General features: G+C 37.9%; 29 protein-coding genes. 10 read left to right on the forward strand and 19 right to left on the reverse strand.

Going from position 1 to position 25,851, the window contains the following annotated elements; translation table 11 throughout:
* Positions 1–56: 56 nt before the first annotated feature.
* Together AC4CUY_RS18830 and AC4CUY_RS18835 are read left to right on the forward strand one after the other, a co-directional pair.
* Entirely contained in the window at positions 57–518 is a 462-nt protein-coding gene (locus AC4CUY_RS18830) for a DMT family transporter (protein WP_336953468.1), read from the forward strand.
* A gap of 40 nt (positions 519–558) precedes the next feature.
* The gene (locus AC4CUY_RS18835) at positions 559–1,914 is read left to right on the forward strand and encodes an MATE family efflux transporter (protein ID WP_419327720.1); all 1,356 of its coding nucleotides are present in this window, start codon (positions 559–561) and stop codon (positions 1,912–1,914) included.
* Positions 1,915–1,972: 58 nt separating this feature from the next.
* On the opposite strand, the gene AC4CUY_RS18840 is transcribed toward AC4CUY_RS18835, so the two are convergent.
* On the reverse strand, positions 1,973–2,329 hold the full coding sequence (locus tag AC4CUY_RS18840) for a hypothetical protein (RefSeq protein WP_419358753.1): 357 nt from the start codon (positions 2,327–2,329) through the stop codon (positions 1,973–1,975).
* A 155-nt stretch (positions 2,330–2,484) separates the two neighbouring features.
* Positions 2,485–2,700, reverse strand: a complete 216-nt coding sequence (locus AC4CUY_RS18845; RefSeq protein WP_034616427.1) for a DUF1737 domain-containing protein — start codon at positions 2,698–2,700, stop codon at positions 2,485–2,487.
* A gap of 199 nt (positions 2,701–2,899) precedes the next feature.
* Here AC4CUY_RS18845 and AC4CUY_RS18850 point away from each other — a divergent pair, with 199 nt between their 5' ends.
* A complete protein-coding gene (locus AC4CUY_RS18850) occupies positions 2,900–4,198 on the forward strand; it encodes an ABC1 kinase family protein (RefSeq protein WP_490774568.1) in 1,299 nt (432 codons plus the stop codon).
* Between the two features lie 283 nt (positions 4,199–4,481).
* Positions 4,482–4,730, forward strand: coding sequence for a type B 50S ribosomal protein L31 (locus AC4CUY_RS18855; protein WP_004816804.1), 249 nt, complete (start codon positions 4,482–4,484; stop codon positions 4,728–4,730).
* A gap of 69 nt (positions 4,731–4,799) precedes the next feature.
* Here AC4CUY_RS18855 and crcB read toward each other — a convergent pair whose 3' ends face one another.
* Both crcB and AC4CUY_RS18865 read right to left on the reverse strand, forming a co-directional pair.
* Positions 4,800–5,180, reverse strand: a complete 381-nt coding sequence (crcB, locus tag AC4CUY_RS18860) for a fluoride efflux transporter CrcB (protein ID WP_034616430.1) — start codon at positions 5,178–5,180, stop codon at positions 4,800–4,802.
* Between the two features lie 125 nt (positions 5,181–5,305).
* A complete protein-coding gene (locus AC4CUY_RS18865; protein ID WP_419327721.1) occupies positions 5,306–6,154 on the reverse strand; it encodes a hypothetical protein in 849 nt (282 codons plus the stop codon).
* Positions 6,155–6,299: 145 nt separating this feature from the next.
* Between AC4CUY_RS18865 and AC4CUY_RS18870 the strand changes: the two genes are divergently transcribed.
* Complete coding sequence (locus tag AC4CUY_RS18870) at positions 6,300–6,632, forward strand: HopJ type III effector protein (protein ID WP_336953464.1); 333 nt, start codon at positions 6,300–6,302, stop codon at positions 6,630–6,632.
* Positions 6,633–6,679: 47 nt separating this feature from the next.
* On the opposite strand, the gene AC4CUY_RS18875 is transcribed toward AC4CUY_RS18870, so the two are convergent.
* The 3 genes from AC4CUY_RS18875 to AC4CUY_RS18885 form a co-directional block, all read right to left on the reverse strand.
* A complete protein-coding gene (locus AC4CUY_RS18875) occupies positions 6,680–7,090 on the reverse strand; it encodes a GFA family protein (protein WP_004816796.1) in 411 nt (136 codons plus the stop codon).
* Between the two features lie 99 nt (positions 7,091–7,189).
* Positions 7,190–8,395 carry a TIGR03862 family flavoprotein gene (locus AC4CUY_RS18880; RefSeq protein ID WP_490774569.1) on the reverse strand — a complete coding sequence of 402 codons (1,206 nt, stop codon included), beginning with the start codon at positions 8,393–8,395 and terminating at the stop codon, positions 7,190–7,192.
* Entirely contained in the window at positions 8,385–9,047 is a 663-nt protein-coding gene (locus AC4CUY_RS18885; RefSeq protein ID WP_419327732.1) for a class I SAM-dependent methyltransferase, read from the reverse strand. The genes AC4CUY_RS18880 and AC4CUY_RS18885 overlap by 11 nt, the downstream gene beginning before the upstream one ends.
* Before the next feature lie 75 nt (positions 9,048–9,122).
* On the opposite strand from AC4CUY_RS18885, the gene AC4CUY_RS18890 reads away from it, so the two are divergent.
* Positions 9,123–9,299 (forward strand): DNA gyrase inhibitor YacG, encoded by a 177-nt coding sequence (locus AC4CUY_RS18890; protein WP_490774570.1) that lies wholly within the window; start codon positions 9,123–9,125, stop codon positions 9,297–9,299.
* Between the two features lie 660 nt (positions 9,300–9,959).
* Here AC4CUY_RS18890 and AC4CUY_RS18895 read toward each other — a convergent pair.
* The 5 genes from AC4CUY_RS18895 to AC4CUY_RS18915 form a co-directional block, all read right to left on the reverse strand.
* Positions 9,960–10,604 carry an MBL fold metallo-hydrolase gene (locus AC4CUY_RS18895; RefSeq protein WP_096735244.1) on the reverse strand — a complete coding sequence of 215 codons (645 nt, stop codon included), beginning with the start codon at positions 10,602–10,604 and terminating at the stop codon, positions 9,960–9,962.
* A gap of 20 nt (positions 10,605–10,624) precedes the next feature.
* The gene (gene hemH, locus AC4CUY_RS18900; protein ID WP_336953460.1) at positions 10,625–11,635 is read right to left on the reverse strand and encodes a ferrochelatase; all 1,011 of its coding nucleotides are present in this window, start codon (positions 11,633–11,635) and stop codon (positions 10,625–10,627) included.
* Positions 11,636–11,734: 99 nt separating this feature from the next.
* Complete coding sequence (locus AC4CUY_RS18905) at positions 11,735–12,751, reverse strand: DUF4062 domain-containing protein (protein ID WP_419327723.1); 1,017 nt, start codon at positions 12,749–12,751, stop codon at positions 11,735–11,737.
* Positions 12,752–12,858: 107 nt separating this feature from the next.
* Complete coding sequence (gene murI, locus AC4CUY_RS18910) at positions 12,859–13,737, reverse strand: glutamate racemase (protein WP_034616447.1); 879 nt, start codon at positions 13,735–13,737, stop codon at positions 12,859–12,861.
* 47 nt (positions 13,738–13,784) lie between these two features.
* Complete coding sequence (locus AC4CUY_RS18915) at positions 13,785–14,396, reverse strand: DUF1285 domain-containing protein (protein ID WP_490774571.1); 612 nt, start codon at positions 14,394–14,396, stop codon at positions 13,785–13,787.
* 203 nt (positions 14,397–14,599) lie between these two features.
* Here AC4CUY_RS18915 and AC4CUY_RS18920 point away from each other — a divergent pair, with 203 nt between their 5' ends.
* The gene (locus AC4CUY_RS18920; protein WP_490774572.1) at positions 14,600–16,312 is read left to right on the forward strand and encodes an electron transfer flavoprotein-ubiquinone oxidoreductase; all 1,713 of its coding nucleotides are present in this window, start codon (positions 14,600–14,602) and stop codon (positions 16,310–16,312) included.
* A gap of 67 nt (positions 16,313–16,379) precedes the next feature.
* Here AC4CUY_RS18920 and AC4CUY_RS18925 read toward each other — a convergent pair whose 3' ends face one another.
* The 4 genes from AC4CUY_RS18925 to tusA all read right to left on the reverse strand — a co-directional run bounded on the left by AC4CUY_RS18925 (position 16,380) and on the right by tusA (position 21,113).
* Positions 16,380–16,880: a hypothetical protein gene (locus AC4CUY_RS18925; RefSeq protein ID WP_419327960.1), complete on the reverse strand. Its 501-nt coding sequence runs from the start codon at positions 16,878–16,880 to the stop codon at positions 16,380–16,382.
* A gap of 84 nt (positions 16,881–16,964) precedes the next feature.
* Complete coding sequence (locus tag AC4CUY_RS18930; RefSeq protein WP_490774573.1) at positions 16,965–17,840, reverse strand: hypothetical protein; 876 nt, start codon at positions 17,838–17,840, stop codon at positions 16,965–16,967.
* A gap of 2 nt (positions 17,841–17,842) precedes the next feature.
* A complete protein-coding gene (locus tag AC4CUY_RS18935; RefSeq protein WP_490774574.1) occupies positions 17,843–20,614 on the reverse strand; it encodes a type VI secretion system Vgr family protein in 2,772 nt (923 codons plus the stop codon).
* 241 nt (positions 20,615–20,855) lie between these two features.
* Positions 20,856–21,113 carry a sulfurtransferase TusA gene (gene tusA / locus AC4CUY_RS18940; RefSeq protein WP_004725563.1) on the reverse strand — a complete coding sequence of 86 codons (258 nt, stop codon included), beginning with the start codon at positions 21,111–21,113 and terminating at the stop codon, positions 20,856–20,858.
* Between the two features lie 193 nt (positions 21,114–21,306).
* Between tusA and AC4CUY_RS18945 the strand changes: the two genes are divergently transcribed.
* The gene (locus tag AC4CUY_RS18945; protein WP_004816763.1) at positions 21,307–22,146 is read left to right on the forward strand and encodes a CorC family transporter; all 840 of its coding nucleotides are present in this window, start codon (positions 21,307–21,309) and stop codon (positions 22,144–22,146) included.
* Positions 22,143–23,702, forward strand: coding sequence for an apolipoprotein N-acyltransferase (gene lnt / locus AC4CUY_RS18950; protein ID WP_490774575.1), 1,560 nt, complete (start codon positions 22,143–22,145; stop codon positions 23,700–23,702). The genes AC4CUY_RS18945 and lnt overlap by 4 nt, the downstream gene beginning before the upstream one ends.
* A gap of 67 nt (positions 23,703–23,769) precedes the next feature.
* Here the strand turns inward: lnt and AC4CUY_RS18955 are convergent, their stop codons facing one another.
* The gene (locus AC4CUY_RS18955) at positions 23,770–24,108 is read right to left on the reverse strand and encodes a tRNA-binding protein (RefSeq protein WP_419327963.1); all 339 of its coding nucleotides are present in this window, start codon (positions 24,106–24,108) and stop codon (positions 23,770–23,772) included.
* A gap of 348 nt (positions 24,109–24,456) precedes the next feature.
* Between AC4CUY_RS18955 and AC4CUY_RS18960 the strand changes: the two genes are divergently transcribed.
* A complete protein-coding gene (locus tag AC4CUY_RS18960) occupies positions 24,457–24,720 on the forward strand; it encodes a DUF2798 domain-containing protein (protein WP_034617824.1) in 264 nt (87 codons plus the stop codon).
* A gap of 74 nt (positions 24,721–24,794) precedes the next feature.
* On the opposite strand, the gene AC4CUY_RS18965 is transcribed toward AC4CUY_RS18960, so the two are convergent.
* The gene (locus tag AC4CUY_RS18965; protein WP_336953727.1) at positions 24,795–25,130 is read right to left on the reverse strand and encodes a hypothetical protein; all 336 of its coding nucleotides are present in this window, start codon (positions 25,128–25,130) and stop codon (positions 24,795–24,797) included.
* Between the two features lie 281 nt (positions 25,131–25,411).
* On the reverse strand, positions 25,412–25,849 hold the full coding sequence (gene gspG, locus AC4CUY_RS18970; RefSeq protein WP_004816754.1) for a type II secretion system major pseudopilin GspG: 438 nt from the start codon (positions 25,847–25,849) through the stop codon (positions 25,412–25,414).
* Between the last annotated feature and the right edge of the window lie 2 nt (positions 25,850–25,851).

Genomic DNA, 25,851 nt, shown 5'->3' on the forward strand with positions numbered 1-25,851 from the left:
ACAAGTGATCAATTTGCTTTAGACTAAACATTAACAATAAAAGTAGATGAAGAAGAATGCTGAAAATATCGAGTCAATTATTGTTCCTTTTACCACTCACCATGGGTATTGGCATTGCCATGACCTTTCAAACAGCTCTTAACACTCAACTACGTGAATATCTTCATTCCCCATTACAAGCTGCCCTTTTATCCTTTTTAGTTGGTACACTATTGCTCGCTATTTTGGTGATTGTACAAGCTGAACAAAGACCAACCCTTTCCAGTTTAGCGGTGATACCTTGGTATCTTTGGCTGGGTGGATGTTTAGGTGTTTATGCAATCAGTATGAGCATTTATACTGCACCGAAATTGGGTTTTTTAACCCTGTCAGGCTTAATTATTTTTGGACAAATTGCAATGTCGATGATCGTTGACCAATTTGGACTACTGGGTACAGATAAAACGCCAGTCAACTGGCAACGTCTTTTAGGTGGCGTGGTGATTTTTATAGGTGTGCTTCTCACTCTACAACGCTAACCAATCTATTTTCTAAGCACATTTAAAACGAGTATTTACTGTGTCTGCATCGATAAAAGCCACAACTACCCGCTTTGAATTAAAGCAACTTTTTAACTTAATGCTCCCAATATTAATCACTCAGTTTGCTGCGGCAGGCTTTGGATTGATTGATACCATTATGGCTGGGCATATGTCTCCCGAAGATCTCGCTGCAATTGCTGTTGGTGTAGGTTTATGGATTCCTGTCATGCTGCTGTTTAGTGGCATCATGATCGCAACTACACCTTTAGTAGCAGAAGCCAATGGCGCACGCACTCCAGAAAACATCCCTTCGATTGTTCGTCAGTCTTTATGGGTTGCCTTATTGCTGGGTATTATTGGTATGCTCATTTTACAGATTATTCCTTTATTGTTACCTTTGGTTGGTGTGCCTGAATCTTTATTGCCTAAAGCCAGTTTGTTTTTACATGCAATTGCTTTTGGTATGCCTGCTTTTACCATGTATTCAACATTGCGCGGCTATTCAGAAGCTTTAGGCTATCCTCGTCCAGTTACAGTGATTAGCCTTGTAGCACTTGTGGTACAAATTCCGCTCAATTTTATTTTTATGTATGGGCTTGGTCCGATTCCACACTTGGGAAGTGCGGGCTGTGGTTTTGCAACAGCCCTGTTGCAGTGGATCATGTTCATCACGATTAGCATCTATATTTTAAAAGCCAAACGCTATCAAGCTACACAACCCTTAAATATGTTTGAGAAAATAGACCGCGTACTGATTAAACGCATTCTCAAACTGGGATTGCCGATTGGTTTGGCGATTTTCTTTGAGGTCAGTATTTTCAGTACAGGTGCAATTGTACTCAGTCCGCTTGGTGAAGTTACCGTTGCAGCACATCAAATTGCCTTATCCATCACATCGCAATTGTTTATGATTCCGATGTCATTGGCTTTAGCCCTGACCATTCGTACGGGCACTTATTATGGTGAAAAGAATTGGTATGCGATGCGTAAAGTGCAGAAAGTTGGATTAATGACCAGTACCTTATTCGCCTGTATTACCATGCTACTCCTGTTGATTCTTCGTCCACAGATTGTGTCTGTTTATACCAGTGACTATGATGTTTCCCAAGCAGCAATATATTTAATTTTATTTGCGATTGGTTACCAACTTATGGATGCATGGCAAGTCAGTGCTGCAGGTTGCTTACGTGGAATGCAGGATACCAAAGGCCCAATGTGGATCACCATGCTGGCCTACTGGGTCATCGCTTTCCCTGTTGGGATTTATTTGGCACGTTATACCGATATGGGTGCAGCTGGGGTCTGGACAGGACTGATTATCGGACTCACGATTGCCTGTGTTTTATTACTGACACGCTTATATACCAATAATAAAAGGTTAAGTCAGGCTTAATTTAGATTTATTTGATTTAAAGCGTTTAGCTAAAAAATAATGCTGTTTAAATACAGCATTATTTTTTATAAAAGAAAGTCAAGTCAAACTGATCTTTATGATCTGAAAAATAAATCAAAAAACCTAAACTAAAACTAAACATTACGCCAATGAGTTGATATTGTGCTTGGCCTGTAGGTTCAAATAATAGATTAAAAGCCAGTACATAGATAAAAGCCCATACAAAACTATAGATGGCAGTGTTGATCAGCTTATTTTCAGGAGCAAGCTTGGTGATTTGAAATCCAATTAAAATTTTCAAACAAAATCCAATTGAAACATTTAAGATATAAAAACTGATTTTCCCTACTTGCGCAGTATGATTATCAATCAAAATCTCTTGAGCAATCACAAAAATTGTCGCCAGTATGATCATTCCCAAACCATAGACAATTGGGATTAAAATAAATTTCAATCAGGTTTTTAATGCAATTTTTTTCATAAAATACGAAATTTTTATTCTATGTATTTCAATAATATAACATTAAAATATGCTTTTTAGTATAAATTTGATTGGACATTTACTTTATTTTACTCAGATTGAAGCTGATAGGCTTGCTGAAACTTTTCAGACATCTCAGATTCATTGCCAACCTCTTTTACAATGGCTTGCCCGACAATGACATCAGTTCCATTAAACGTCATCGTTGGAGAACCATATAACTCATAGCCGTCATTTAAAGCTTTACTGACCCGTGCACAGAAATTCACATCATCCTTACCCGTTAAATAACGATAAACTTTCATGATCCAACAACGATTAAAATATTGAAGAATATTTTAATCCAAAACCACTGAGAAGAGACCGATAGCATGCTGGATATTTTAAGATTAAAAATAGCCAAGTAGAAACAAACGCTTAACAAATTAGAGTAGGCAGTTTAACAATAGTCGCCTATGATCAAAATGAATTAAACGTTTAATCCCAATTAAAGGATAGTTACGAATGTCGAAAAGTACCAGTACCCCAGGTCGCCGCTTTATGAAACTTGCGAGTATGACTGCAAGTATCGCGACGAAAACGGTATCAAATTCAATTCGTAACTTTAATGCGGATGAAGAACAAAAAAATGAAGCCCGCAGTAAGCTGTTCCAAGATATTGGTGTTCAAATTGCAGATACCTTAGGAGAAATGAAAGGTGCTGTGATGAAAGTTGGTCAAATCGCCTCGCAATATAAAGATATCTTTCCACCTGAAGTCGCACGAGCAATCGCTAAATTGCAACGTCAAGCGCCTGCAATGCCATATGCCGAAATTAAACAACAAGTAGAACGCGAGCTAGGCAAACCGATTGATCAAACATTTCTGCATTTTGAGGAACAACCCTTCGCAGCAGCGTCTATTGGCCAAGTTCACAAAGCCATGTTAAAAAATGGCACTGAAGTTGTGGTCAAAGTACAATATCCTGGGGTAGATGAAGCATGTGAAAGTGACTTAAAACAGGTTCGTTTGGCATTACGCTTAATGGGTGTTTTAAAAGTAGATAAAAAATTACAAGATCGCTTATTTAAAGAAATTCAAGACAGCTTACATGAAGAACTCAATTACGAAATTGAGGCACAAAACTTACAAGTTTTTAGAACATTCCATCAAGCTTTGGACACAAAAATTATTATTCCCAAAGTGTTTACAGACTATTCGAGTCGTCGCATCTTAATCCTAAGCCTTGAAAAAGGTGAAAGTATTGAGACTGCAAGTACTTGGGATTTATCTGTGCGCAATGAAATTGGTCGACGCTTAATATTGGCATTGGGTCAACAGATTTTCTTCTTAAAACGTTTCCATTGCGACCCTCATCCTGGCAACTTTGCTTTCCGTGAAGACGGCAGTGTGATCATTTACGATTTTGGTGGTGTAAAAACCTTATCCAATGAAATCATTACTCATTTTAAAGCCTTGGTCAGAGCTGCACGAAAACAAGATATTGTGACGATTGAAGAGCATTTAACCGTTTTAGATGCGTTAGCTGAAAAAGGTAAATTTCCAGTAGAGTTATATGAGGCATGGCTTGAAATTTTATTACGACCATTGACCACACATTATGATTTTGCTGAAAATTCAGCACATCATGATGGCATCAAACTGGTGAAAAAATCGTTAAAATATTGGGATGTATTCAAACCATCACCAGATACTTTAATGGTAAATCGGACAATTTCAGGCCAATACTGGAATCTGATTCAACTTAAAGTCAATGATAATTTAAAAGACCTCTTTGAAGAGCTGGTGCCTTTACAAGACTAAGTTTTTTATTGAAATCGACTGCATCCAATTTATTTAAAAGTGACAGGATCAACACATTTATTTTAAAAATTTCGTTATGCGCTTCATCTAATTTTAAGAATAGAGCTTTACATTAAACTTATATTTGAAGTCTAAGCCAGATCCTCCTGCTTAGGCTTCTTTTTTTTATCTCACTTTTTTCAAATCCGCTAGACAACACGAATACCCATCAAATGAAGTACTTTACAAACCAAATGTAATATTATAACATTGCACCATATTTAAATAATTAGAGGTTAAAACCATGCGCCAAGGTATCCACCCAGAATATCGTCAAGTGTTATTTCATGACACCAATGCCAATGCATACTTTGTTATTGGTAGTACGATCAAGACAACAAACACCAAAGAATATGAAGGCACACAATATCCTTATGTCACACTCGATATATCCAGTGCTTCACATCCTTTCTATACAGGTGAAATTCGTCAGGCAAGCAATGAAGGTCGTATTGCCAACTTCAATAAACGCTTTGCCCGTTTTAAACGTTAATTGAACTGTATGTTGTGTCTAAGCCTAAGCTTCCCTCAGCTTAGGCTTTTTCATTTTGAATATTGCACATTATTTTGTGGATAAAAGCATTTGAAAAATATAAAAGCCTATCGCTAAACAGATCACACCAACAATCACACTAGAAACAGTATAAGCCAAAGCAATTGGAAACTGTCCCTGCCGAATCAGCTGGAATGTTTCCAGACCAAAACTGGAAAAAGTTGTAAAACCTCCGAGGATTCCAACCATTAAAAATAATCGAGTTTCATTCTGTAAAATAGGATAGCGTTGGGTAAAAGCAAAAAAAATCCCAGCCAAGAAACAGCCCAAGATATTGATCGACCATGTTGTCCAAGGGAATAGGCTATGTGGTTTAGAAATAATAAACCCTGCACCATAACGTAAACTTGCACCAATTGCCCCACCGCATGCGACCAATAGCCAATTCATGTTTAGATATCCTTAAAACTTTTTAAAAAACGCATTTACCCACCATCCGATTTTTTACAGCTCAGCTTGTTTATAAGCAGCTTGTGTATAAGCGGATAGTTATCCACAGATTAACATGGAGAAGCTTAACGATCTAATTTAAGTGGCAACTCATTTCTGACATAAAAGTCCAAAGTTGGCACAACAAAGGCAAATACATCTTGTTCACGAACACCCCATTGTTGTAGCAAGGGGCAAGCAATATTAAGCACTTGCGCAGGCAGAACCTGACTAAAATCAAAAGGCATTTCAATATCCCCTTGTGATAGTTTTTCAGGTTGATCGACCCATTCTACCCATGCATGGTCTTGTTCAGCCAGATATTGAATGGCCTCATCCCATGAAGAGAATAAATTTTGCCACGCCTCAGGTAAGCGCGGATCTGTATTGATTTGAACCGTGCTGGATAATTGATAAACTGGATCAAGTTCAAGCTCTGTTTGAATCAGCTGTTCAGAGACTTGGTGAACAAATTTCTTTGCATATTGTGCTGGCATCGCATCACTTGCCAAACGCCCACTCAAAACATAAAGCTGCTGGTCAATCACAACTTGCTCGAAAATCACCGTTTTATCCTGTTGTATAGGGGCAATATAAAAGCGCCAATTGCTTTGTTTCGGTGATGGCATCAATTTACGTAATGGACCTAAAAAAGAAAAACCAAAATGTTCATGCTGATATATCAGTATGGTAAAAATCGTTTTCCCTTGCTTTTCCCATAACTGAATAGGCTGTGGATAGCGTGAACGAACTTGATCTATATCCACCAACCACGACAAATACACAAGATTCTTGACCTGACTTTGTAGCTGTAGAAAAGGAATAAAACCCATCAAGATACGGCGTAGTTTTAATAATAATGGGCGTTCAGCAAAAAGACCGATCAGGCTCAAAATAAAGTTTGAATCTTTATTTTTAATATTATGACGATTCATACCGACCTATTTTTATGGATTTCGATGCTGTTATTTTAGCAAATATGGTTAAAGAATGGCCCATCTCAAAATATTAAATAGCATTACTGAATTATTTAACCATAGGCTATGATATTGGCACGATTTAACACGGAATTTTCACATCATGGCTCAAGAATTATTGAAACAACTTCAAGCAGGCGATGCAAAATTTGCAGATGTCATCAGTCATATTGAAGCTCGTTATACCCACACACCGACTGCATTTCAAAATGGTCAACAGCATAATGCTGCCACAGAGAACCAAGGCAGTGCTAAAGTTTTTTCTTTTGCACAATTAAATGATTTAGATCAACAACAAACACTGAATCTATTTGCAGAGCATTATGCTGCTGTTTTAGCAACGCCTGATGCAACAGACCATCAGAACATTCGCCAATTTATGCAAAATGGCTGGAATGGCATCAAATTTGAAGGCAATGCTTTAACTGCAAAATAACAACAATACAATTAAGTCAGGGATCTATTCGATCCCTTTCTACACGGTTATGGACGCTCATCATATTGAGGTAAACCGTCGCAAATGGTATCCCACTCTGCTTTATAAGCAGTAAAAATATGCATTGTTGGCTTCTGTTCTAAAGCTGTATCTAAAGTTCCAATTCTTAAACGATAGGTATCTGGTGTTTCTGCTTTAATACTGATGATTGGTGAGCCACATTCTTGGCAGAAACAACGTGTTGTTGTTGCTGTCGATGCAAATTTTTTCAATAATTCCTCACCTTTGGTAATCTTAAAATCTGCTTTTTGAATTGGTGCATTGGTCGCAAATGCTGTACCATTGGCTTTACGACAACGTTGGCAATGACACTCAATCACCGCTCCAATTTCACCATGAATCTCATAGTGAATACCGTCACACAAACAACTTCCTGTATATATTTTTTCAGCAGACATTGAGAAAATCTCCCTATTTCAAAGGCTATTGGCAATAGCATCAAACTAGCATAAAAGTCGCATTTTTAATCAAAACACCATCATTTTTTTTGCCTAATCTCATGTATTGAGATATTGATGTACACCCTCACCCGCAGCACGCCCTGTCGCAAAACACGCAGTTAACAAATATCCTCCTGTCGGAGCATCCCAGTCCAGCATTTCACCACAGCAAAATACAGAGGGATTGGATTTAAGTTGTAAATGCTGAGTTAATACGGCTTGCTTTATACCCCCTGCACAACTGATTGCTTCTTCAATGGGGCGAAATCCTTCTAACTCAATTTTTAAATGCTTAATCTGTTGTGCTAATTTTTCTGGGTTGTTCCAAACCGATTTATCAACCAATTCACGAATCAGATTCGCTTTAACTGTATCTAAACCTGCTTTGCGCCAGATATTGGTACTGGATTGCTTTTTGGACGGCTGCAATTTCTGAGTAAGTTGTTGAACAGTTTGATCAGGTAACAAGTCTAAATAAATCGACAGGGGTTGATTGTGCTGTACCAACTGACGTAATAATCGCCCCTGCTTATAGATTAAGCCACTTTCTAGTCCATAATGGGTAATCACAATATCACCTTGTGTCTTTGCAGAATTATCTACCCAAGCGTCTACGCGTTTAAGAGGCTGACCAAATAAAGGCTGCATATAGTTTGACCATGCCCGAACCACACCGGCATTGCTCGCTTGAAACGCTTCAATTTCAGAAGCAGACAACCACTTTTGCCATGCACCATCACTACCTAAGCGTGACCATGACACAGCACCACAAGCCAGAATAATCGCATCAAAATCTAACTGCTGTGTTTGATTGTTCCTGAGATCAAGAATTTCGAGTTGTTGCTGCTTTAAATCGGTTATTTGATGACGATAATGAAATTGAACGTACTGCACTGCCAATTGCTTTAACCAAGCACGTAACAAAGGAGCGGCCTTCATTTCTACAGGAAAAATTCGTCCTGAACTTCCCACATAGGATTCAACTCCTAAGCGATGCATCCAATTTTGAATCCAAGTTGCATCCCACTTTTCAACCCAAGGTCTTAACCATTCCCCATGATCATAACGTTGAATAAATTGTTCAAATGCTTCTGCATGGGAAATATTCAGCCCCGTCTTTCCAGCCATCAAAAATTTACGTGCAGCAGAAGGTTTCTGTTCAAAAACATGAACTTCATAATCAGTTGTAGACTGACTTAAAACATCTGCAGCCATTAAACCTGCTGGCCCTGCCCCGATGATGGCAATTTTCTTAATTGGCATCAGACGGCTCTGATTGGTAGTCAACACTTTGACCCTGACGTGGTCCGACCTCATCAAAACGAGTTTGATAGTGTTCAGGTTTAGCAATAATCAATTGCTGACACAATTCACCACGTTCTAAATATTTAATTTCAAAATGCGTACGTGCTGAATCTGATGCAATCGTTTGTTTTTCATAAGGTAGTTTCCAAACATCTTTTAGTTGCTGTTCTGCTTCAGCAATATATTCAGGAATATTACTGGCTAAAGTGATGCTGCCATTTGGAGATAATCTGGAAAGCAAAAATTCAAAAAAAGGCATATTTAACCAGCGCTGCGCAGGATTATGCGGTTCTGGATTTGGATAGAGAATAAAAAACTGTTGTACCTGATTGGGATAAAGTGCATGCACCACCCATGGCAATGCATCAGCATGAATAGGGGTTAAATTTGTTTGACCTTCCAGCTGATGCTGTTTTTGCATGGCAATAAATTTTTCACGGGTTCTTTCTATCGCAATCAATTTCAGTTCAGGGTGCTGTTCAGAAAAGAGCAAAGCATGTTTGCCCTTTCCTGCCCCAATTTCTACACAAATTGGGTTATTTTCAATACATTGAAAATCACGAGGAGCATGCATACGCTGTGCTTGAAATTGACGAATCGACATAATCAGATCAAACTAACAAGAAATCGTTCACAAGTTTAACAACTCTTTGCGACTTTTGCTTTTTTAAATGAGGATTTCCATATGTCTAAAACTTTTCCTTGCCCTCGATGCGGCGAACCGTCTACTTGGGTGGGTAATGAATCTCGTCCATTTTGCTCTGAACGTTGCAAACTCATTGATTTAGGTGCTTGGGCCAATGGAGACTATACATTACCTACAGAAGATGCACCTCAAGCAGAGGATTCTGAAGCTTTCTGAAAAGCTTCAGCAAGCTACACTTACTTTAATTACCTATACTTTATTCTTGTTTAGAAAATTTTAAAAAAACTTACAATTACACTTTACAATAAGCATTTATTTTTGAATATATCGCGATATCATACAGCTTGTTTTCACACTTGTATAAAGTCTAATCAGTTTCAACTCATCATGAAAGGTGGAGTAGTCAAGGTGTCAATAGGCTTAAAATTTTTTGTCGCTCTCTTAGCAATTTTATGTGTATTTTTTACTTTTATTGGAGTATATATTCTTGATTTTTCTCTTCTAGCAATCGGGATTTTATTTGCAACTATAATATTATTACTCAAATTGGAAATGATAAAATAAAAATGATTTAAAATAATTAAGTAACTTAATTTCAATGAATACAACTATTCTTGAATATTATCATGCAAATAGTCCCTCTTATTTCAATGATAGATTAAGTAATGTCTAAAAGCTTTATTGTGAAATAAGAAATATAAATACTGTCCTTTAATCGATTTATCTAAGCATAATTTACATGACTATTTAAGTGGCTTATCGTGCATTTAATCATATATAAAATATTGAATTAGAAAAACAATGATGAATAAATCATCTACGACTTCACAATTTTATTATTAATTATTTTTTATAATGAAGTCAGACAGCGGATACTTAACCCGCTTTACTTGCCACAAAAGGATTGTGTTGCTTTTCAAAACCAATGGTACTCATTGGACCATGCCCTGAAATAAATTGAGTTTCATCAGGCAGGGTAAAACATTCACGCTGAATTGAATCTAAGAGCTGTTGATGGTTGCCTTTTGGAAAGTCAGTACGGCCAATTGAACCTTTAAACAGTACATCTCCTGTCCAAAGCACACCATATTTGGCATTGTAAAAAATGACGTGGCCTGGTGTATGTCCTGGTGCAAAACGCACTTCAAACTCTTCATCCCCTAAGCTTAACTTTTCGCCACCCTCTAACCATTGATTGACATGAACAGGCTCAGGAATTGGAAATCCATAACGGGCAGATACTTCTTGAATCATTTCTAACCAAAACAGGTCTTCTTTATGCGGACCAATCACAGGCACATTCCATTCTTTGACCAATGCACCTACCGCACCAGCATGATCCAAATGACCATGTGTTAACCACAATGCTTTGACTGTCAGTCCTAATGCTTCAACTTCTTGTTTTAATTTCTCAGGCTCACCACCAGCATCAATCAATACCGCTTCTTTGGTTTCCGAATCCCAAACAATAGAACAATTTTGGGCGAATGCAGTAACGGGTACAATCTTGACTTGTAACATGATAATTTTCCTAAAAAACCCTATACCTGTAAATGAAACTTGAGTGTATTCAATTGAGTCTGTAAAAGTTGCTCAAATAAGTCAATATGATCCGCACGGCTATTTAATGCAGGAATGTAAGCATAGTGTTTGCCCCCTGCTTTTAAAAATAATTCAGCATTTTGAATCGCCAGCTCTTCCAAGGTTTCTAAACAATCTGCCGAAAATGCAGGGCTTAACACTTGAACAGATTCAACACCTTGCACTGCCCACTCTTGTAAGAGCTGGTCGGTATAAGGTTTTACCCATTCTTGTTTGCCAAAACGGGATTGGAAACTGATCGCCCATTGGTCGTCTCTTAAATTCAACAGCTGTGCCACCTTAAGTGCAGTGATACGACAACGCTCTGCATAAGGATCACCTTTATCTGCATAAGGCTGTGGGATCCCGTGAAAAGACATCAACAGTTTAGTGGCTGGTCCATATTGCTGCTGATAATCACGCACACTGTTGGCTAGCGCCTGAATATAAAGTGGGTGTTGATAATAATCTCGAATAAAACTTAAACCCGGGATATTGCGTTGCTTTAACAACCATTGTGCAACGGCATCATATAAAGGGGCGGTTGATGTTGCCGAATACTGTGGAAATAACGGAAAAAGAATAATATGGTCATACTGCTTGTTTTTCGCATCATTCAATACAGCATCAATACCTGGTCGCCCATAGGTCATTGCTGGCACAATCTCTAAATCTAAATCAGCATTGGTACTTATTAATTTTTTTTGTAGCGATTCAACTTGTTCAAATAGAATTTCACGCATAGGTGAATCATTTGACCAGACTTGTGCATAAGCTTCAGCAACACGCGTTGGTCGAAAAGGCAGAACAAATGCATTTAAAATAATTGCCCATAAAATTTTGGGAATTTCGATGACGCGCTGATCTGATAAAAACTGCTTTAAAAAAGCCCGAACAGCTGGAGCTGTAGGCGCATCTGGTGTCCCTAAATTGGCAATAATAATCAGAACTTTAGGTTTAGATAAAGACATTTTCACCCGATTTACAGAATAGTTTATCTCGTATGATCAGCTTAACAGAGTCTTTATCTAAACAAAATTTTTTATCTTGACTCACTCAATTTATTTAACTTAAAAAATTGAAGAGCGACTGCTAATACGTTGTGAATTTTCAAGTAATTTTACGCATTTATCTGTCATCTGCCATAGCATACGCTGACGATCATCACGCCCCACAGGAATGATCCATTCATTTTGACGGACTTGCTGCTTAATCGTATGCAATGAACGCACATTAATCTGCGCTCTAGACACAGCATGGGCACGTGGCATCACCACTTGTGCGTCGGTTAAACCCGTATTATTCAAATATTCGTTTAAGACTTTAGAGAAAAAATCCTCAGACGTCGGTTGTCTAAATTCAACTGATAAGATTTTTAACAGCTCAGCCCAAGTCATCTCACGCGCTGGCGATAACTCTTTAAAATTACCATCTTGATAGGCATGCATTCGATAATCAAAATTAAACACTTCATGTAATGAAACTTTGGGTAAAGTTAAAAATGGATCTGCTTCTTTTTTCCCTTGCTCTACGGAAATATGCGCCAACTTCGCTTTTAAACGATCAATCTCATCTTGTAGGACTTGAATATTCTGAGGTCTTACCCATCCTACAACAGGATAGCGCTCTAGCATTTGTGGCATATATGAACGTACCGCAAGTTCTAAATCTCGTAAAGTTCGATAGCTAACGACTTGCTCAACTTCTTTTTGTAGTTGATGTCTAAATTCATTAAACTTTTCTTTTAGCAGCGTACTTTCTTCTTTTAAATGCGGTTCGCGAAATTCAGGACTCTCATGCATAAATACAATAATTGGTTTCTGTTTGGTCACCGCATAAATATATTCAAGATGTAAATAACTCACCCCTGAAACAGATTGTTCACCGTACTGACTCCCCAACAACAATAAAACGTAATCACAGTCATCTATCTGACGACGTGCAAATGCGGTACTTAATGGTGTCCGTTGTTCTAATCCCCAAGAAAAAAAACCCATCCCTATAAGGGTTTGTGACACGACCATCCGTTCTGGCTGCATTTCTTTGCCAGATGTTGTAATAAAAACTTGATACCGTTTATCGAGCATAGGTTAACCCATTCTTGTCACACCCTACTTAAATCCATCCATGAGCTTTAAGTTGGATATGCCCTACACTTATGAAAATATATTAAATCTGTTCAATATTGAAAGAATTAGCCGAGTTTTTCAACAATATTTTCTACAGACCATGTAATTTTTGGTTGTATGAGATGTTTGATGACATTTTCTAATTGTTTTGCATTTTCCCCACTCACAAAACATTGTAAACGCACCCCTTTTTCTTGCAAGCTACTTGATATTAACTCATTTTTTAACAATATACGCGCCGTTTGTCGTGCAACCGCTAATCCAGAATCAATTAAGTTAAGCTGAGGGCCGTATAATTCTTGAATACTTTGTTTTAAGTAAGGGTAATGGGTGCAGCCCAACACTAAATAATCTGAACCTTTGGCAATGACTGGATCTAAAACCTTTTGCAGGCTATGTTTGCATTCCAAACTGTTATAACGTCCAGATTCAATCAAGGGAACCAGTTCAAGATTGGTAATCGTCAGTACTTCAACATTGGCAGGTTCTGCAAAACGCTGCATCACATCTTTGATCAATTTTCCACGAAAAGTGGCAGGTGTAGCCAAAACTGAAACCACTTTAGACTGGGTTTGTAGCACTGCTGGCTTTAAAGCAGGCACCAGCCCAACAATAGGAAAGTTTTCACCATAATGATCACGTAAATAATCCAGACTAAATGCTGAAGCGGTATTACATGCCACAACTGCGATTTTACAACCTTGACGATATAACCACTCGATTGCTTGCGCAGTTAATTCACGAATATTTTGATCCGTCCGTGGGCCATAAGGGACATGTGCAGTATCGGCATAATAAACAATACGTTCATTTGGCAAATAATTGGCAATTTCCTGTGCAATAGAAAGCCCACCGATACCTGAATCAAAAATACCAATCGGGGCATCTGCCAAGGCTTTTGGCATTGGATTTTCTAGAGGAGAGAGAGGAAGAATCGCGCTCATTTGATCCACTATTGGCATACGGTAAAAATAATTAACAAGATTAAACCTCAAGTCCCTAATTGCAAGTGAAAATCACCACTTTCTAAAGATAAAATGGTATCTCCTTGTTCATTTTCAAGCAATTTCCCATATTCAATCAGATGAAAAAAAGCAGAACGTTGAATCAAGGCATTTATCCCGAAACGAATATGTACATAAGGTCTTAACTCACCTTGATATTCACGCATAAATATAGGGTGTTCTGGATCAATCAGTGTAATGTCTTGATTGGTGGTGGTAACTTGTAGATAGACCTGCCCATCGAGATTCACCTGATCAACTTGATTGACCAATAAAGGTTCATCCTCAACTTGAATTTCAATCTGTTCAACTGGGGTTTTTAAATAGAACTTTCCATCTTCTTTCCAAAGTACTTTTGTAAACAGGTCTAAAAGCGCTTGGCGTTTGATCAATTGACCTTCGTGCCACCATTCTCCATTGGCCTTTACCGTCAAATCCATTTTGCCACAATGCTTTGGCTGCCACTGCTCTAAAGGAGGTATTGACCTTTTGTGACCCGCCTGTACATCTTTTAAGTATTGTGCAATGCTCATTAAGTTTTTATCATCAGAATCTGGCTGATTTTGAGCCGCTGATGTTGAATTATTTTGATTTACCATGGTTTATGCCTTGCTGACTTAAAAATAATACGACTCAGCCAATTGGCTAGATTAGGGTTTCTAACTATACTAGCGCAAAATATATTATTGGTACGAGCGTTAATTCGTATCACGGAATTTTTAGAACACTCATGGCAGCACCGATTTATTAATTCCCAATAAATGCTCACGGTTGCCACCCTTAGAAATATGAGGAGTCCTACATGGAACACATCGAACGTGAATCGATGGAGTTTGACGTAGTGATCGTAGGCGCAGGCCCTGCGGGTCTTTCTGCTGCGATTAAAATTCGTCAATTAGCTCTTGAAAACAATCTTCCAGACCTTTCTGTCTGTGTGGTTGAAAAAGGCTCTGAAGTTGGTGCGCATATCCTTTCTGGTGCTGTACTTGAACCTCGTGCAATCAATGAACTTTTCCCTGACTGGAAAGAACAAGGTGCACCTTTAAATGTACCTGTGACTGAGGACAAAACTTATTTCCTCATGTCTGCTGAAAAGTCTCAAGAAGCACCACACTGGATGGTTCCTAAGACCATGCACAACGATGGTAACTATGTTATTTCATTGGGTAATGTGGTGCGCTGGTTAGGTCAAAAAGCGGAAGAGTTAGAAGTTTCTATCTTCCCGGGCTTTGCTGCCTCAGAAATCCTTTATCATCAAGATGGTTCTGTAAAAGGCATCCAAACTGGTGATATGGGTATTGGTAAAGATGGTGAACCTACTCATAACTTTACCCCCGGCTACGAGCTTCATGCAAAATACACAATTTTTGCAGAAGGTTGCCGTGGACACCTTGGTAAACGTTTGATTGCAAAATACAACTTAGACCAAGATGCTGATCCGCAACATTACGGTATCGGAATCAAAGAACTTTGGGAAATTGACCCTGCTAAACATAAACCAGGTTTAGTGATGCATGGTTCAGGCTGGCCTTTGGCAGAAACAGGTTCTTCAGGCGGCTGGTGGTTATATCACGCTGAAAACAACCAAGTGACCTTGGGTATGATTGTCGATTTATCTTATGAAAATCCACACATGTATCCTTTTGCTGAAATGCAGCGTTGGAAAACACATCCACTGATTAAGCAATATCTTGAAGGTGGTAAGCGTATTTCTTATGGCGCACGTGCAGTTGTTAAAGGTGGTCTAAACTCGCTACCTAAACTGACCTTCCCAGGCGGTTGCTTAATTGGTGATGATGCAGGTTTCTTAAACTTTGCTAAAATCAAAGGCTCTCATACTGCGATGAAATCGGGTATGTTGTGTGGTGAAGCTGTATTTGAAGCAATCCAAGCAGGTCATGAGAAAGGTGGCGATTTAGCGGTTGCGCGTGTCGCTGAAGGCGAAGACTTCTTTGCTAAAGAATTGACTGCATATACTGAGAAATTCAACAACAGTTGGTTAAAAGAAGAGTTACATCGTTCACGTAACTTTGGACCAGCGATGCATAAATTCGGTTTATGGATGGGTGGTGCATTTAACTTTATCGATCAAAATATCTTTAAAGTGCCATTTACTCTACATGACCTTGCACCTGACTTTAGTGCATTAAAAACTGTAGATGCTGCGACATTTAAACCGACCTATCCAAAGCCAGATGGTAAATTAACCTTTGACCGTTTATCTTCTGTATTTGTATCGAATACTGTCCATGAAGAGAATCAGCCAGCTCACTTAAAGCTGACGGATGCTTCGATTCCAGTCAATGTCAATTTACCAAAATGGGATGAGCCTGCTCAACGCTACTGCCCTGCTGGTGTTTACGAGATTATGGAAAATGATGATGGTTCTAAGCGCTTCCAGATTAATGCTGCGAACTGTGTTCACTGTAAGACCTGTGATATCAAAGATCCATCTCAGAACATCACTTGGGTAACTCCTGAGGGTGGCGGTGGTCCAAACTACCCGAATATGTAAATCAACAAACCCGCTTCGGCGGGTTTATTGTCATTAATTAAATTTCGTTTTTAACGAAAAATTTATACTACTTATCTCCACCACCAAATAGAACAACCAGCCTAACATAGTTTATTTGACTTTCAATTTCATTTTTTGATGAATAAAATTCATATATTATAGAATTATTTTTTTGATTACCAAATATATGTTTATATAATGTATTTGGGCTGTACGGACTAGAGTAAATCGCTGATTCTTTTTCAACCAGCTCCGAATATTTAAAGAAAATATTATTTTCTTTTAACAACTTTACATCAGCCTTTATCGGTTTTTTAAACACAGGTTGATTTGATGGGGAAAAAACAAATTTATATTTTTTCTCTTTATCATTTAAGTTTAAGACTTTGATTGTGGCTGGATAACCAAATTTATTTTTAGATAAAACGTATACGCCTCTATCAGTTAAAGTTCCATCTTTTAGCACATGCACTTTCAAAGCTCCCTCAAAGAAGAGACTACTATTCCACTTTTCTGTTTCACCCACTCTTGTGATTTCATTTATCAACATAATAGTATTATCAATCATCTTGTCATCCATTGTTTTGGAATTTACAGTTGAATTAAATATTAAAAACAATAATAAACTTATCAACTTAAAATAATACATTATCTAACCATTAAAATATGAGTATATTTTGAGAGGATCTTCATCACCCTCACTTAAAAACCAGTCTGTAGTATTCTCATCATCAAACTCAGGAACCATAACACCATAATTCATATTATTAGCTGAATCTGTTCTTAAAAAGTAAGTATATTTCAAATCTTCCTCCTCATTATTTATTTTAAATTTAAATGCAGCTAATAGCTCTTTTGCTTTTCCTACATTTGGATACTCTGGGTAACTATAATGTTTTAAATTAGAATTAAATAAATGTTCATTCCATGCAAATGGACATATAGCCTTTTTCGATATCCCATACATTTTTACATAGCCATAGGCATCAGGAATTTTTTTATCTAAAATATCTGAAAGAATTCTATAAGCTTCTTTTGCACAAGTTTCATTGGTAATTGCTCTATATTTTTTATCATTTGATTTCTTTTGCTCCCATTCATTTGTTTCATGATTATAAAAATGATTATTTGATTTCTCATACATTTTACTTACTTCATTTTTTATTTTTTTTGCGTCATCTTCACTAATATTTAGAACATATAATTGAGCTACCTCACCAATCGGATATTGACATGTTGAAGCATTTCCAATTACTTTATTTTCACCAACCTTCTTTCCAGCGCTAGGGCCAAAACTAAAAAAACTAAAAACATCATCATTTTCTACAACATAAAAAAAAGCATGTCCCCAGTCTAAATTAGGGCCTGTTAAATATTGATGTTTAGCCGATTTCGAGGAGAATGTTATCTTTGCATTTTGATATGCATATGAAGCATTAGCCTCTGTACCAATAACTAAATAATACTCATTAACTTCAATTTCTGTTATAGGCTGATTAATCTCAGTAATATATTTTTTCTCATTCATTATTATAGTTCCACATCCAAGCTAAATTTTTCTTGCTCAGCTGTATAAATCCTATTTGTTTTACCCTCTTTGTCTGTTTTACCTTTAAATTTTTTCCCATTTGCTCCATTTAAAACATAACTAGTATTCGGCATGATTTCACCTTGCTTATTCTTTAAGATAAACTGATGAGAGTATATATTCTTACTTGGTAGAAAAGGAATTTCAAAGTTAACTCTTTCCCCACCCAAAAACTTATGCTGCCCCGCCTTACTCTCAAACTTACCTGCAGTGGTCGGTAAGACACCTGCACTACTAATTTCAACTTGAGAACCATCTGCAATCAAAATAATTTTCTTATCCGCTTTAATCTCGATCTTGTCTTCGGTCGAAATAATTTGAATACCTTTACGTGCAATCAAATCCGCACCATCGCCTTGTGCTTGGATCTCAACTTTACCTTTCCCTGCAAATAATCTTGCCCCTTCTTGTGCCGCAAAAAGACTAATCTTTGATTGTGCATGTGCAACTAAATTCTTTTGCGTACTCAGGTTGATACTATCACCCGCAGTTTCATAGATTTGTCGATCGGCAGAAAGATGTAGATCTTCATTAGTAGCAAGCGCAACCGAATTGGGTGAAGCCAATAACATGAGAGCTTGCTTAAAGGTATCTGCTTGGCTTTTTGCTTCACTGGATTCATCTTTTTCCAAAAATGAAATAAACGATTTCAAATGATCTAAATTTTCTAAAGGATCCGTTTGCTGGTTCTTAGCAACTTCACTTAAGGCTTTAGAATTATTTAGACTACTTTCTAACTGACTTTTCGCGGCTGTTGCATCAAGGTGATTGCCTGAAGCTGAATTTTGAGCATAGGTACTCAGTAGTAGACCCTGTCCGGCACGTACTGCACCCCATTGGTCTGTTCTTAGTTCAAAGCCTTCACCTCGTCCTTCACTAGTCTCGGTTTCTTTAGGATGACTCAGGTTACCAAGGTTAAGTTGACTCGCACCGTGACTACTTTGTAGCTGACTGCTGATTTGGTCAGTAGTATCATCAAATCTAAGTTGCCCATAGCCACTGCCTTTAACTTCTCGACTTTTGATCCCTGCCAGTTTTTTAGTATCAGGCAATTGCCCTTTGTCATCAAATTTAGTTGGACTCCGTTGCGCTTCATGGATACGTCCCACCACAAATGGTCGGTCAATATTGCCATCAAAGAAATCTATCACGACAATCTCACCAATCCTCGGTAAGAACCGCGCACCATAGTCTTCACCTGCCCACGGGGTCAGTACATCCACCCAAGCGGAATCAGTGTCGTTGTCATTGCTCCCTGCACCACCATCATGACTATGATCTTCATTGCGGGTAAATAGGAAGCGAACTTTAATGCGCCCCCATTCATCGACATGAATTTCTTCTCCACTTGGCCCAACTACTTTGGCTCGTTGTGGATGGGTACTAGGACGATGTTGTAGTGGATGGTATTCCGGAACAGTGGTGATATTACGGCGTTGTAGTACCAATTGATTGGCTTGGCGTTTTGGGTTGTTTGGATCTGCTTTATTTTCGTTTACCCAATTACTTTGTTGGAGCAAGCGATTGATTTGCTCGTTCAGGTCTTTGGGTAAGTTGTTCTGGTTATAGAATGTCTTTGACGTAATCAGAAATTCTTTGTCTGAGCCAATGTGTTGGTCTATTTCTGGGTGTTCGTTTAGCTCAAACCAATACCCCACTTGTGCATCGCGTACAGTGGAATTGGCTATAAATTGTTTGGATTGAGCATCGTAATAATGGCTCAGGTTTTGGTTAATCTTTTCAATCTGATTGTTATTTGAAGCGGTTGCTTGATCTTCACCATTCAGGTCTTGAATCCATGCTGGACTAATATGCCAAGCCTGTTCTAAACCGAGACTGGCATTATTCTGGTTTTGACTGTGTTGGTGTTTGCTTTGAACACTGCCTGCACCTTCTTCTTGCTCTAACACATCTGCTTGCCAGCGTTGTACGTGAACAGTAGTGGGTTGTAAGCTACGTTGCCCGATAAAGCTGGTGATGCTGTCTTGTTGCTCTGTGGCACTGCTACGATGAAAGCGAATCTTTCTTCGTTCTAGCGCTTTGTATTCGTTATTATCATCCACCAAACGCAGTTTTTGTGGTTGAATTTGGGTCGCAGAACTAGGCACAATCAATTGCGCTTCATCAATCAGCCAGTTGATCCCCTCACTGCGCATCAAGCGGGTTAAAAATGCATAATCACTTTCGTTGCTCTGCATGATGAATGGTCGGATATCGTAATCTTTTTTCAGTCCACTTTTATCGAGGCTTAGACTCGATGCAAAGAGTGGGCTTTTGTCTTGCCATTCTTTAAAGAGGGCTTCTATGACTTGCACAACCGACTTATTCATAAACACTCGGCTATTACGGCGTTTATGCCACAGTGAAGTGGCATCTTCGAGTTTGAGCTTATATAACGTCAGCGCGCCATCACTTTGCCCTTGTGCTGCTTCGGTAATCACCCCTGTACTACGAAACAGTTGTCCATGATCTGTGACTTGATCAATCGCCACTTGGCTACCGATAAATTGTTTAAGTGGAATCACAGCCGAAGTGGTAAGGCAAATCAGTTCAATAGACACGCCTTGGTTTAGACCATGTTGTCCATCGATGCGTTGTAAGAAGACTTGGTTGTTTAAGTCTGTATTGCTAAATTGGATATGCAAAGCTCGTTTTTGTGCGTTTAGTCCAAGCTGATCCAATATTTTATAAATGCTATTTACTAAGCTGTTCATTTGAATGAGTTAATTATTATTAAAAAATATGTTTAGATTATAATCATAAGTCAAAATTCTGTCATTTTTAATTTTGTAAAATGATTTAATATCCACAATATAATTATTAAAATTCAATAAATTGCATATAACATAAATTTATTAGCCATTAAAACAGGCCAAATAAATTTCAATATTTTTAAATCAATAAAAGGGAAATCATTACATATAACATAGACTGATTTCCACCCATCATGATCTTTTAACCTTTCTTCACTAAATAGTGAAATTCCTTATTCCCGGCATCATCTAGTACTTCTTCTTGTAAAATCAACTCATGACCGAGATGCATACAAAATTTAGGAATGTCCCAAGAGGTTGAATTATCAGTTGCAAATACTTCAACGACATCACCTGATTTAGATTTACGAATTGCTTGATGCAACATCATTACAGGCTCAGGACAACGTAGTCCACGCGTGTTTAATTGAATGCTTGCTGTAGGCATCGGCTCAGACATTATCTATTCTCAAAAAGAAGCGAAATCACTCAATAATTTTAACACAAACTCAAATAATGAATAAGGCTTGCAATATATCTATAATATGACACATACATTCATCTATTTACCTTAGTTAATAGATAGACATCTGTGTTTTCTTCGGTATGATAAAAAAACATTTACTAGATATTAAACGTCTTTAGGAAAGATCATGCACGAGGAATCAGGCCCATCGTGGGGAATGCGTGGCTTACGCAAATGGTTAGGAACAGCGCCAGAAACCCGAGATGAACTGCTAAAATTAGTACAAGATTCACGTCGTTTTTTAGAACCCGATACTGTTGCAATGTTAGAAGGCGTATTAGACCTTCCTGCAACAAAAATCCGTGAAGTCATGACTCCGCGCACAGCGATGGTCAGTTTACAAGAAGATGATCAACTTCTTGATATTTTAGATATTCTTATTGAATCTGCACATTCACGTTTCCCTGTTTTCTCTTCTGATCAGCCTGAAAACGTGGTAGGTATTTTACTTGCTAAAGATCTTTTACCCTTTTTAACTGATCGTTCATCTGTTGTAGATGTGCATGCGTTAATGCGTCAGCCATTATTTGTCCCAGAAAGTGCCCGTTCCGACCAAGTTTTGAGGATGTTAAAAAACACTCAAACCCATATTGCCATTGTAATTGATGAATATGGTTCAACAGCAGGTTTGGTCACTTTAGAAGATATTCTAGAAGAGATTGTCGGCGAAATTGAAGATGAGCATGATAACGTTGACGAAGAAGCACAATTTATCATTCCAGATACAACACATACCACAGCCAATACATGGATTGTGCAGGCACTTACACCAATAGAACATTTTAACAATGTTTTAGATGCTGAATTTCCTGACGATGAAGTAGAGACTATGGGCGGATTACTGCTTCAAGAAATTGGTCTAGTGAGTGATCTTCAAGGCCAAGTGGTTGAGCTTGAGGATTGGGAATTTACAATTATTGAAGCAGATGCGCGCACTATTCATCTGATTCGAGCTGTACATAAATGAGAGCATACTTTGATAAGCTGTTAAATTCATCCCAACAACAAAAACAGCTGCCCTTCATTTTCCCATTATTGATTTCGTTAATATCAGGCGCAGTGTTCAGTTTAGCACTGGCGCCTTATTACTGGTGGTGGTTGGCAATTTTATCGCCTGCCCTGCTATATGCTTGCTTAAAAGGCCGTACACCACGCCAAGCATTTGCGATTGGCTTAAGCTATGGCTTTGGTCTATGGTTTGTTGGCGCATTCTGGCTCTATACCTCGATTCATGTGTATGGGGATACCAATGCTGTATTGAGTGTCTTGATGATCGCCATCATGGCCATTGTCATGGGGCTTTTTACCGCAATTCAGACTTGGGTATATCGTAGATTCTTCCCTGAAACACCATTAACTTTCGCTCCTTTGTGGGTTATTTTTGAATGGTCCAAGACTTGGGTCTTTACAGGTTTTCCTTGGTTATTTGCAGGTTACGCATTTACTGAACGACTCTTAGATGGCTATGCTCCACTCTTTGGTGTGTTTGCAGTATCTTTTGTTGTGATTATCCTTGCCTGTGCATTGGTTGAAATTTTAAATAGAAAAGTCTTTTGGATCTTTCCTGCAATCATTTTAATCCTTGGCGCATGGGTTGCATCATTTATCACTTTCGTACAACCGAAAGCAGAAAAGCCGCTCTCCGTTTCTTTGATTCAAGGCAATATTCCGCAAGATTTAAAATGGTTGACTGAATATCAGGTTAAAACCTTAGAAATTTATGTAAATTTAAGCCGTACTGAATGGGGGCGTGATCTGATTGTTTGGCCAGAATCATCGATTCCACTGTTCCAAACAGATATTCAACAATTCTTGGATATGATGGATCAACAAGCCAAAAGTTCAGGCACAGCATGGGTAACGGGTATTCCTTATTGGGACTTAAAAGAATCACAAAAAAATGGCTATCCGATGTACTACAACAGTATGATGGCTTCTGGCGCAGATTCTTCAGGCTTATATAAAAAACAACGTCTAGTGCCTTTTGGTGAATATATTCCACTTTCAGGATTGTTGGCTTGGGTGTTACCTGCGCTACAAAATGATCCATCCATGAGTGGATTTTCCCAAGGTGCATCCAATCAAAAGCCTTTTAATATTAAAGGACATGATTTGGCTGCAGCCATTTGTTATGAAGTGGCCTATCCGAATCTCACTCGACGTAATGCGATTAATAGTGACTTTTTAGTGACTGTTTCTAATGATGCATGGTTCACGGGTACAGCAGGGCCATTACAACATCTTCAAATGGTGCAAATGCGTGCCAAAGAAAATGGACGCTGGTTTATTCGTGCTACCAATACAGGCGTAACAGCATTTATTGACCACAATGGGCATATTGTAAAACAAGCCCCTGTAGATCAAAAAGCTGTGCTTCGTGGTGACTTACCTGCCATGCAAGGCGAAACTTGGTACACCCGCTTTAGTGATTATCCTATTTTGTTGCTCTCCCTATTATTATTAATTTTGGGCTGGATCTATCGCCCTAAAGCAGTCGATATTAGCTTTAAATCTAGACGTTAATATTTGAATCCCTCATCTCTGGTTTAAGGAGATGAGGTAAACTTCAACAAAAAGCTTGATTCGATTGTTAAAGTAACTTTGTTCCCAATGGTACATTTGCATCAGGCACACACAACGTCACATGCCCATCTTGATTATGAAAACCCGTCACTAAACACTCTGATTGAATCGGTCCAATTTGTTTTTTGGGAAAATTCACAACAGCAACCACCAGCTTCTCAATTAAATCTTCAGGTTGATATAGGTTGGTAATTTGCGCACTCGATTTCTTTACACCAAGCGCTTCGCCAAAATCAACATGCAAAATATAAGCAGGCTTACGCGCTTTCTCAAACACTTCGGCTTGAATAATTTTTCCGACCCTTAACTCTACTTTAAGAAAGTCATTCCATTCTATTTGTTGCATTGCTGAGTCCTCGTATTTTTATCAGTTCATCTCGAGAAATAAAATCATTTTAGATAAATTTAAAGCAATCAACCTTATATAAAACAGACAAATGATCCTGTTAAAAAGACAATCATGTTCAACCTAGCCCCAACCCAAGTCTTATCAAAACGAAATTGAAAATATTTTCGGTGCATTTTTATTATATTTTTTCAAGTTTATGCTAAATTATTTTCGCTGATCATAAAGCCGTAAACGTTTACGTCAATCAACGTGCCAACATATCTCCAACAAGGCTTGGGGCTATTTTTAATCAAAATTTTAATATTTTGGTGCGGCACTGGCGTTTGTTGGTTTACGGAGTAAAAAATGCAAAATTCTAAATCGTCTTATTTTAATTTTAAAAAGATTCCACATCGCTATGCAGCGATTGTTTTACCTTTGTTACTATCTATTATCATGACATTTATTGTTTCATGTATCAGTACATTCAGAAGCATGGGTTTTGAGAATTTTTCGCTATACACATGGCTTTCAGCTTGGGGGATTTCTTGGCTGATTGCCTTTCCAGTGTTACTTTTTATCTTACCTATTGTGCGCAAAATCACCATGAGCCTTGTTCAGCCGACTTAGTTGAAACTTGAATTACTAAATCATCGTGCAAAAAAAACCGAGGATTATACCCTCGGTTTTCCATGATATTTCAACTAAAGTTGAGTCACCAAATAAGACATCATTGCAGCTAAAAATAACATTGGCACATAACAATATGAACGTACTAAATATTGTTCTAATAATGATGAGAATTCAGTTTTCAACTGAAATACTGTCAAATTTAAGGCATTATAAAAACTAATAATAGATAATGCACTAAATACGCTAATCGCCATAAAACCAATCATGATCTGGCTATTGGCATCGGCAACTTGCCAAATATTGAGAAAAAACTGGCTAATCGGTAATAGGCTCAAAATTAAAAGAACAGATTTGAGCATAGTCCAATGAAATTGGCTGATTTCATCTGGTAATAATAATGCTTTCATCTCATCCTCCTCAGCAATTCAGATTGCCCTGAGAACTATTATGCAAGCTTTTAATTAAATAAAAAGTCTATTTTTATACACAATTTAACTTTCTTGTAACTATTAAATATGGGAATAATTCTTATTATAACTCTCAAACATCGTTATTTTAAATATCTGTTATATTTCAATAAATTAAGTACATTTTAGCAAACAAGAAAGATTATCACTTCACTCAATATTTATTAACTCGATTCAATGAAGTGATTAACTCAATAAACTATAACTTAAATATTCTTTAATTAAGGTTGGTAATAAATATCAGCATCATTTCCTTCACCACCTTGTTTACCATCGGCACCAAAAGAATATAAATCAAACTTACGACCTTCAGAACCAGGGATCACATATTGAATATCATTTTCCCAACTGTCTTTCGGATAACCACCTTTAACATAACCACCAGGTAACCAGTTTTTAGCCGTTGCGGGTTGATTGACAAGCGCATCTAAACCACCATCTTGGCTTGTCGGATAACGCCCATTGTCCAATTTATATTGATCTAAAGCACCCGCTACACCTTTTAATGCAATTTTAGTGGTGTCAACTTTGGCTTTTTCACCACGTCCCATCACATTGGGTACGATCAATGCTGCAAGTACGCCTAAAATAACAATCACAACCATCACTTCAATTAAGGTAAAACCTGACTGACGAGTCCTATTCATCTTTCGTTGCATCT

Source organism: Acinetobacter sp. 778_lipA, assembly GCF_058242985.1.

Excerpts from the sequence above, each read along its gene's own strand:
- AC4CUY_RS18830 (WP_336953468.1), top strand. The coding sequence starts at position 57 with ATGCTGAAAATATCGAGTCAATTATTGTTCCTTTTACCACTCACCATG.
- AC4CUY_RS18840 (WP_419358753.1), bottom strand. The coding sequence starts at position 2,329 with ATGATCATACTGGCGACAATTTTTGTGATTGCTCAAGAGATTTTGATT.
- AC4CUY_RS18845 (WP_034616427.1), bottom strand. The coding sequence starts at position 2,700 with ATGAAAGTTTATCGTTATTTAACGGGTAAGGATGATGTGAATTTCTGT.
- AC4CUY_RS18850 (WP_490774568.1), top strand. The coding sequence starts at position 2,900 with ATGTCGAAAAGTACCAGTACCCCAGGTCGCCGCTTTATGAAACTTGCG.
- AC4CUY_RS18855 (WP_004816804.1), top strand. The coding sequence starts at position 4,482 with ATGCGCCAAGGTATCCACCCAGAATATCGTCAAGTGTTATTTCATGAC.
- crcB (WP_034616430.1), bottom strand. The coding sequence starts at position 5,180 with ATGAATTGGCTATTGGTCGCATGCGGTGGGGCAATTGGTGCAAGTTTA.
- AC4CUY_RS18865 (WP_419327721.1), bottom strand. The coding sequence starts at position 6,154 with ATGAATCGTCATAATATTAAAAATAAAGATTCAAACTTTATTTTGAGC.
- AC4CUY_RS18870 (WP_336953464.1), top strand. The coding sequence starts at position 6,300 with ATGGCTCAAGAATTATTGAAACAACTTCAAGCAGGCGATGCAAAATTT.
- AC4CUY_RS18875 (WP_004816796.1), bottom strand. The coding sequence starts at position 7,090 with ATGTCTGCTGAAAAAATATATACAGGAAGTTGTTTGTGTGACGGTATT.
- AC4CUY_RS18880 (WP_490774569.1), bottom strand. The coding sequence starts at position 8,395 with ATGCCAATTAAGAAAATTGCCATCATCGGGGCAGGGCCAGCAGGTTTA.
- AC4CUY_RS18890 (WP_490774570.1), top strand. The coding sequence starts at position 9,123 with ATGTCTAAAACTTTTCCTTGCCCTCGATGCGGCGAACCGTCTACTTGG.
- AC4CUY_RS18895 (WP_096735244.1), bottom strand. The coding sequence starts at position 10,604 with ATGTTACAAGTCAAGATTGTACCCGTTACTGCATTCGCCCAAAATTGT.
- hemH (WP_336953460.1), bottom strand. The coding sequence starts at position 11,635 with ATGTCTTTATCTAAACCTAAAGTTCTGATTATTATTGCCAATTTAGGG.
- AC4CUY_RS18905 (WP_419327723.1), bottom strand. The coding sequence starts at position 12,751 with ATGCTCGATAAACGGTATCAAGTTTTTATTACAACATCTGGCAAAGAA.
- murI (WP_034616447.1), bottom strand. The coding sequence starts at position 13,737 with ATGAGCGCGATTCTTCCTCTCTCTCCTCTAGAAAATCCAATGCCAAAA.
- AC4CUY_RS18915 (WP_490774571.1), bottom strand. The coding sequence starts at position 14,396 with ATGGTAAATCAAAATAATTCAACATCAGCGGCTCAAAATCAGCCAGAT.
- AC4CUY_RS18920 (WP_490774572.1), top strand. The coding sequence starts at position 14,600 with ATGGAACACATCGAACGTGAATCGATGGAGTTTGACGTAGTGATCGTA.
- AC4CUY_RS18925 (WP_419327960.1), bottom strand. The coding sequence starts at position 16,880 with ATGATTGATAATACTATTATGTTGATAAATGAAATCACAAGAGTGGGT.
- AC4CUY_RS18930 (WP_490774573.1), bottom strand. The coding sequence starts at position 17,840 with ATGAATGAGAAAAAATATATTACTGAGATTAATCAGCCTATAACAGAA.
- AC4CUY_RS18935 (WP_490774574.1), bottom strand. The coding sequence starts at position 20,614 with ATGAACAGCTTAGTAAATAGCATTTATAAAATATTGGATCAGCTTGGA.
- tusA (WP_004725563.1), bottom strand. The coding sequence starts at position 21,113 with ATGTCTGAGCCGATGCCTACAGCAAGCATTCAATTAAACACGCGTGGA.
- AC4CUY_RS18945 (WP_004816763.1), top strand. The coding sequence starts at position 21,307 with ATGCACGAGGAATCAGGCCCATCGTGGGGAATGCGTGGCTTACGCAAA.
- lnt (WP_490774575.1), top strand. The coding sequence starts at position 22,143 with ATGAGAGCATACTTTGATAAGCTGTTAAATTCATCCCAACAACAAAAA.
- AC4CUY_RS18955 (WP_419327963.1), bottom strand. The coding sequence starts at position 24,108 with ATGCAACAAATAGAATGGAATGACTTTCTTAAAGTAGAGTTAAGGGTC.
- AC4CUY_RS18960 (WP_034617824.1), top strand. The coding sequence starts at position 24,457 with ATGCAAAATTCTAAATCGTCTTATTTTAATTTTAAAAAGATTCCACAT.
- AC4CUY_RS18965 (WP_336953727.1), bottom strand. The coding sequence starts at position 25,130 with ATGAAAGCATTATTATTACCAGATGAAATCAGCCAATTTCATTGGACT.
- gspG (WP_004816754.1), bottom strand. The coding sequence starts at position 25,849 with ATGCAACGAAAGATGAATAGGACTCGTCAGTCAGGTTTTACCTTAATT.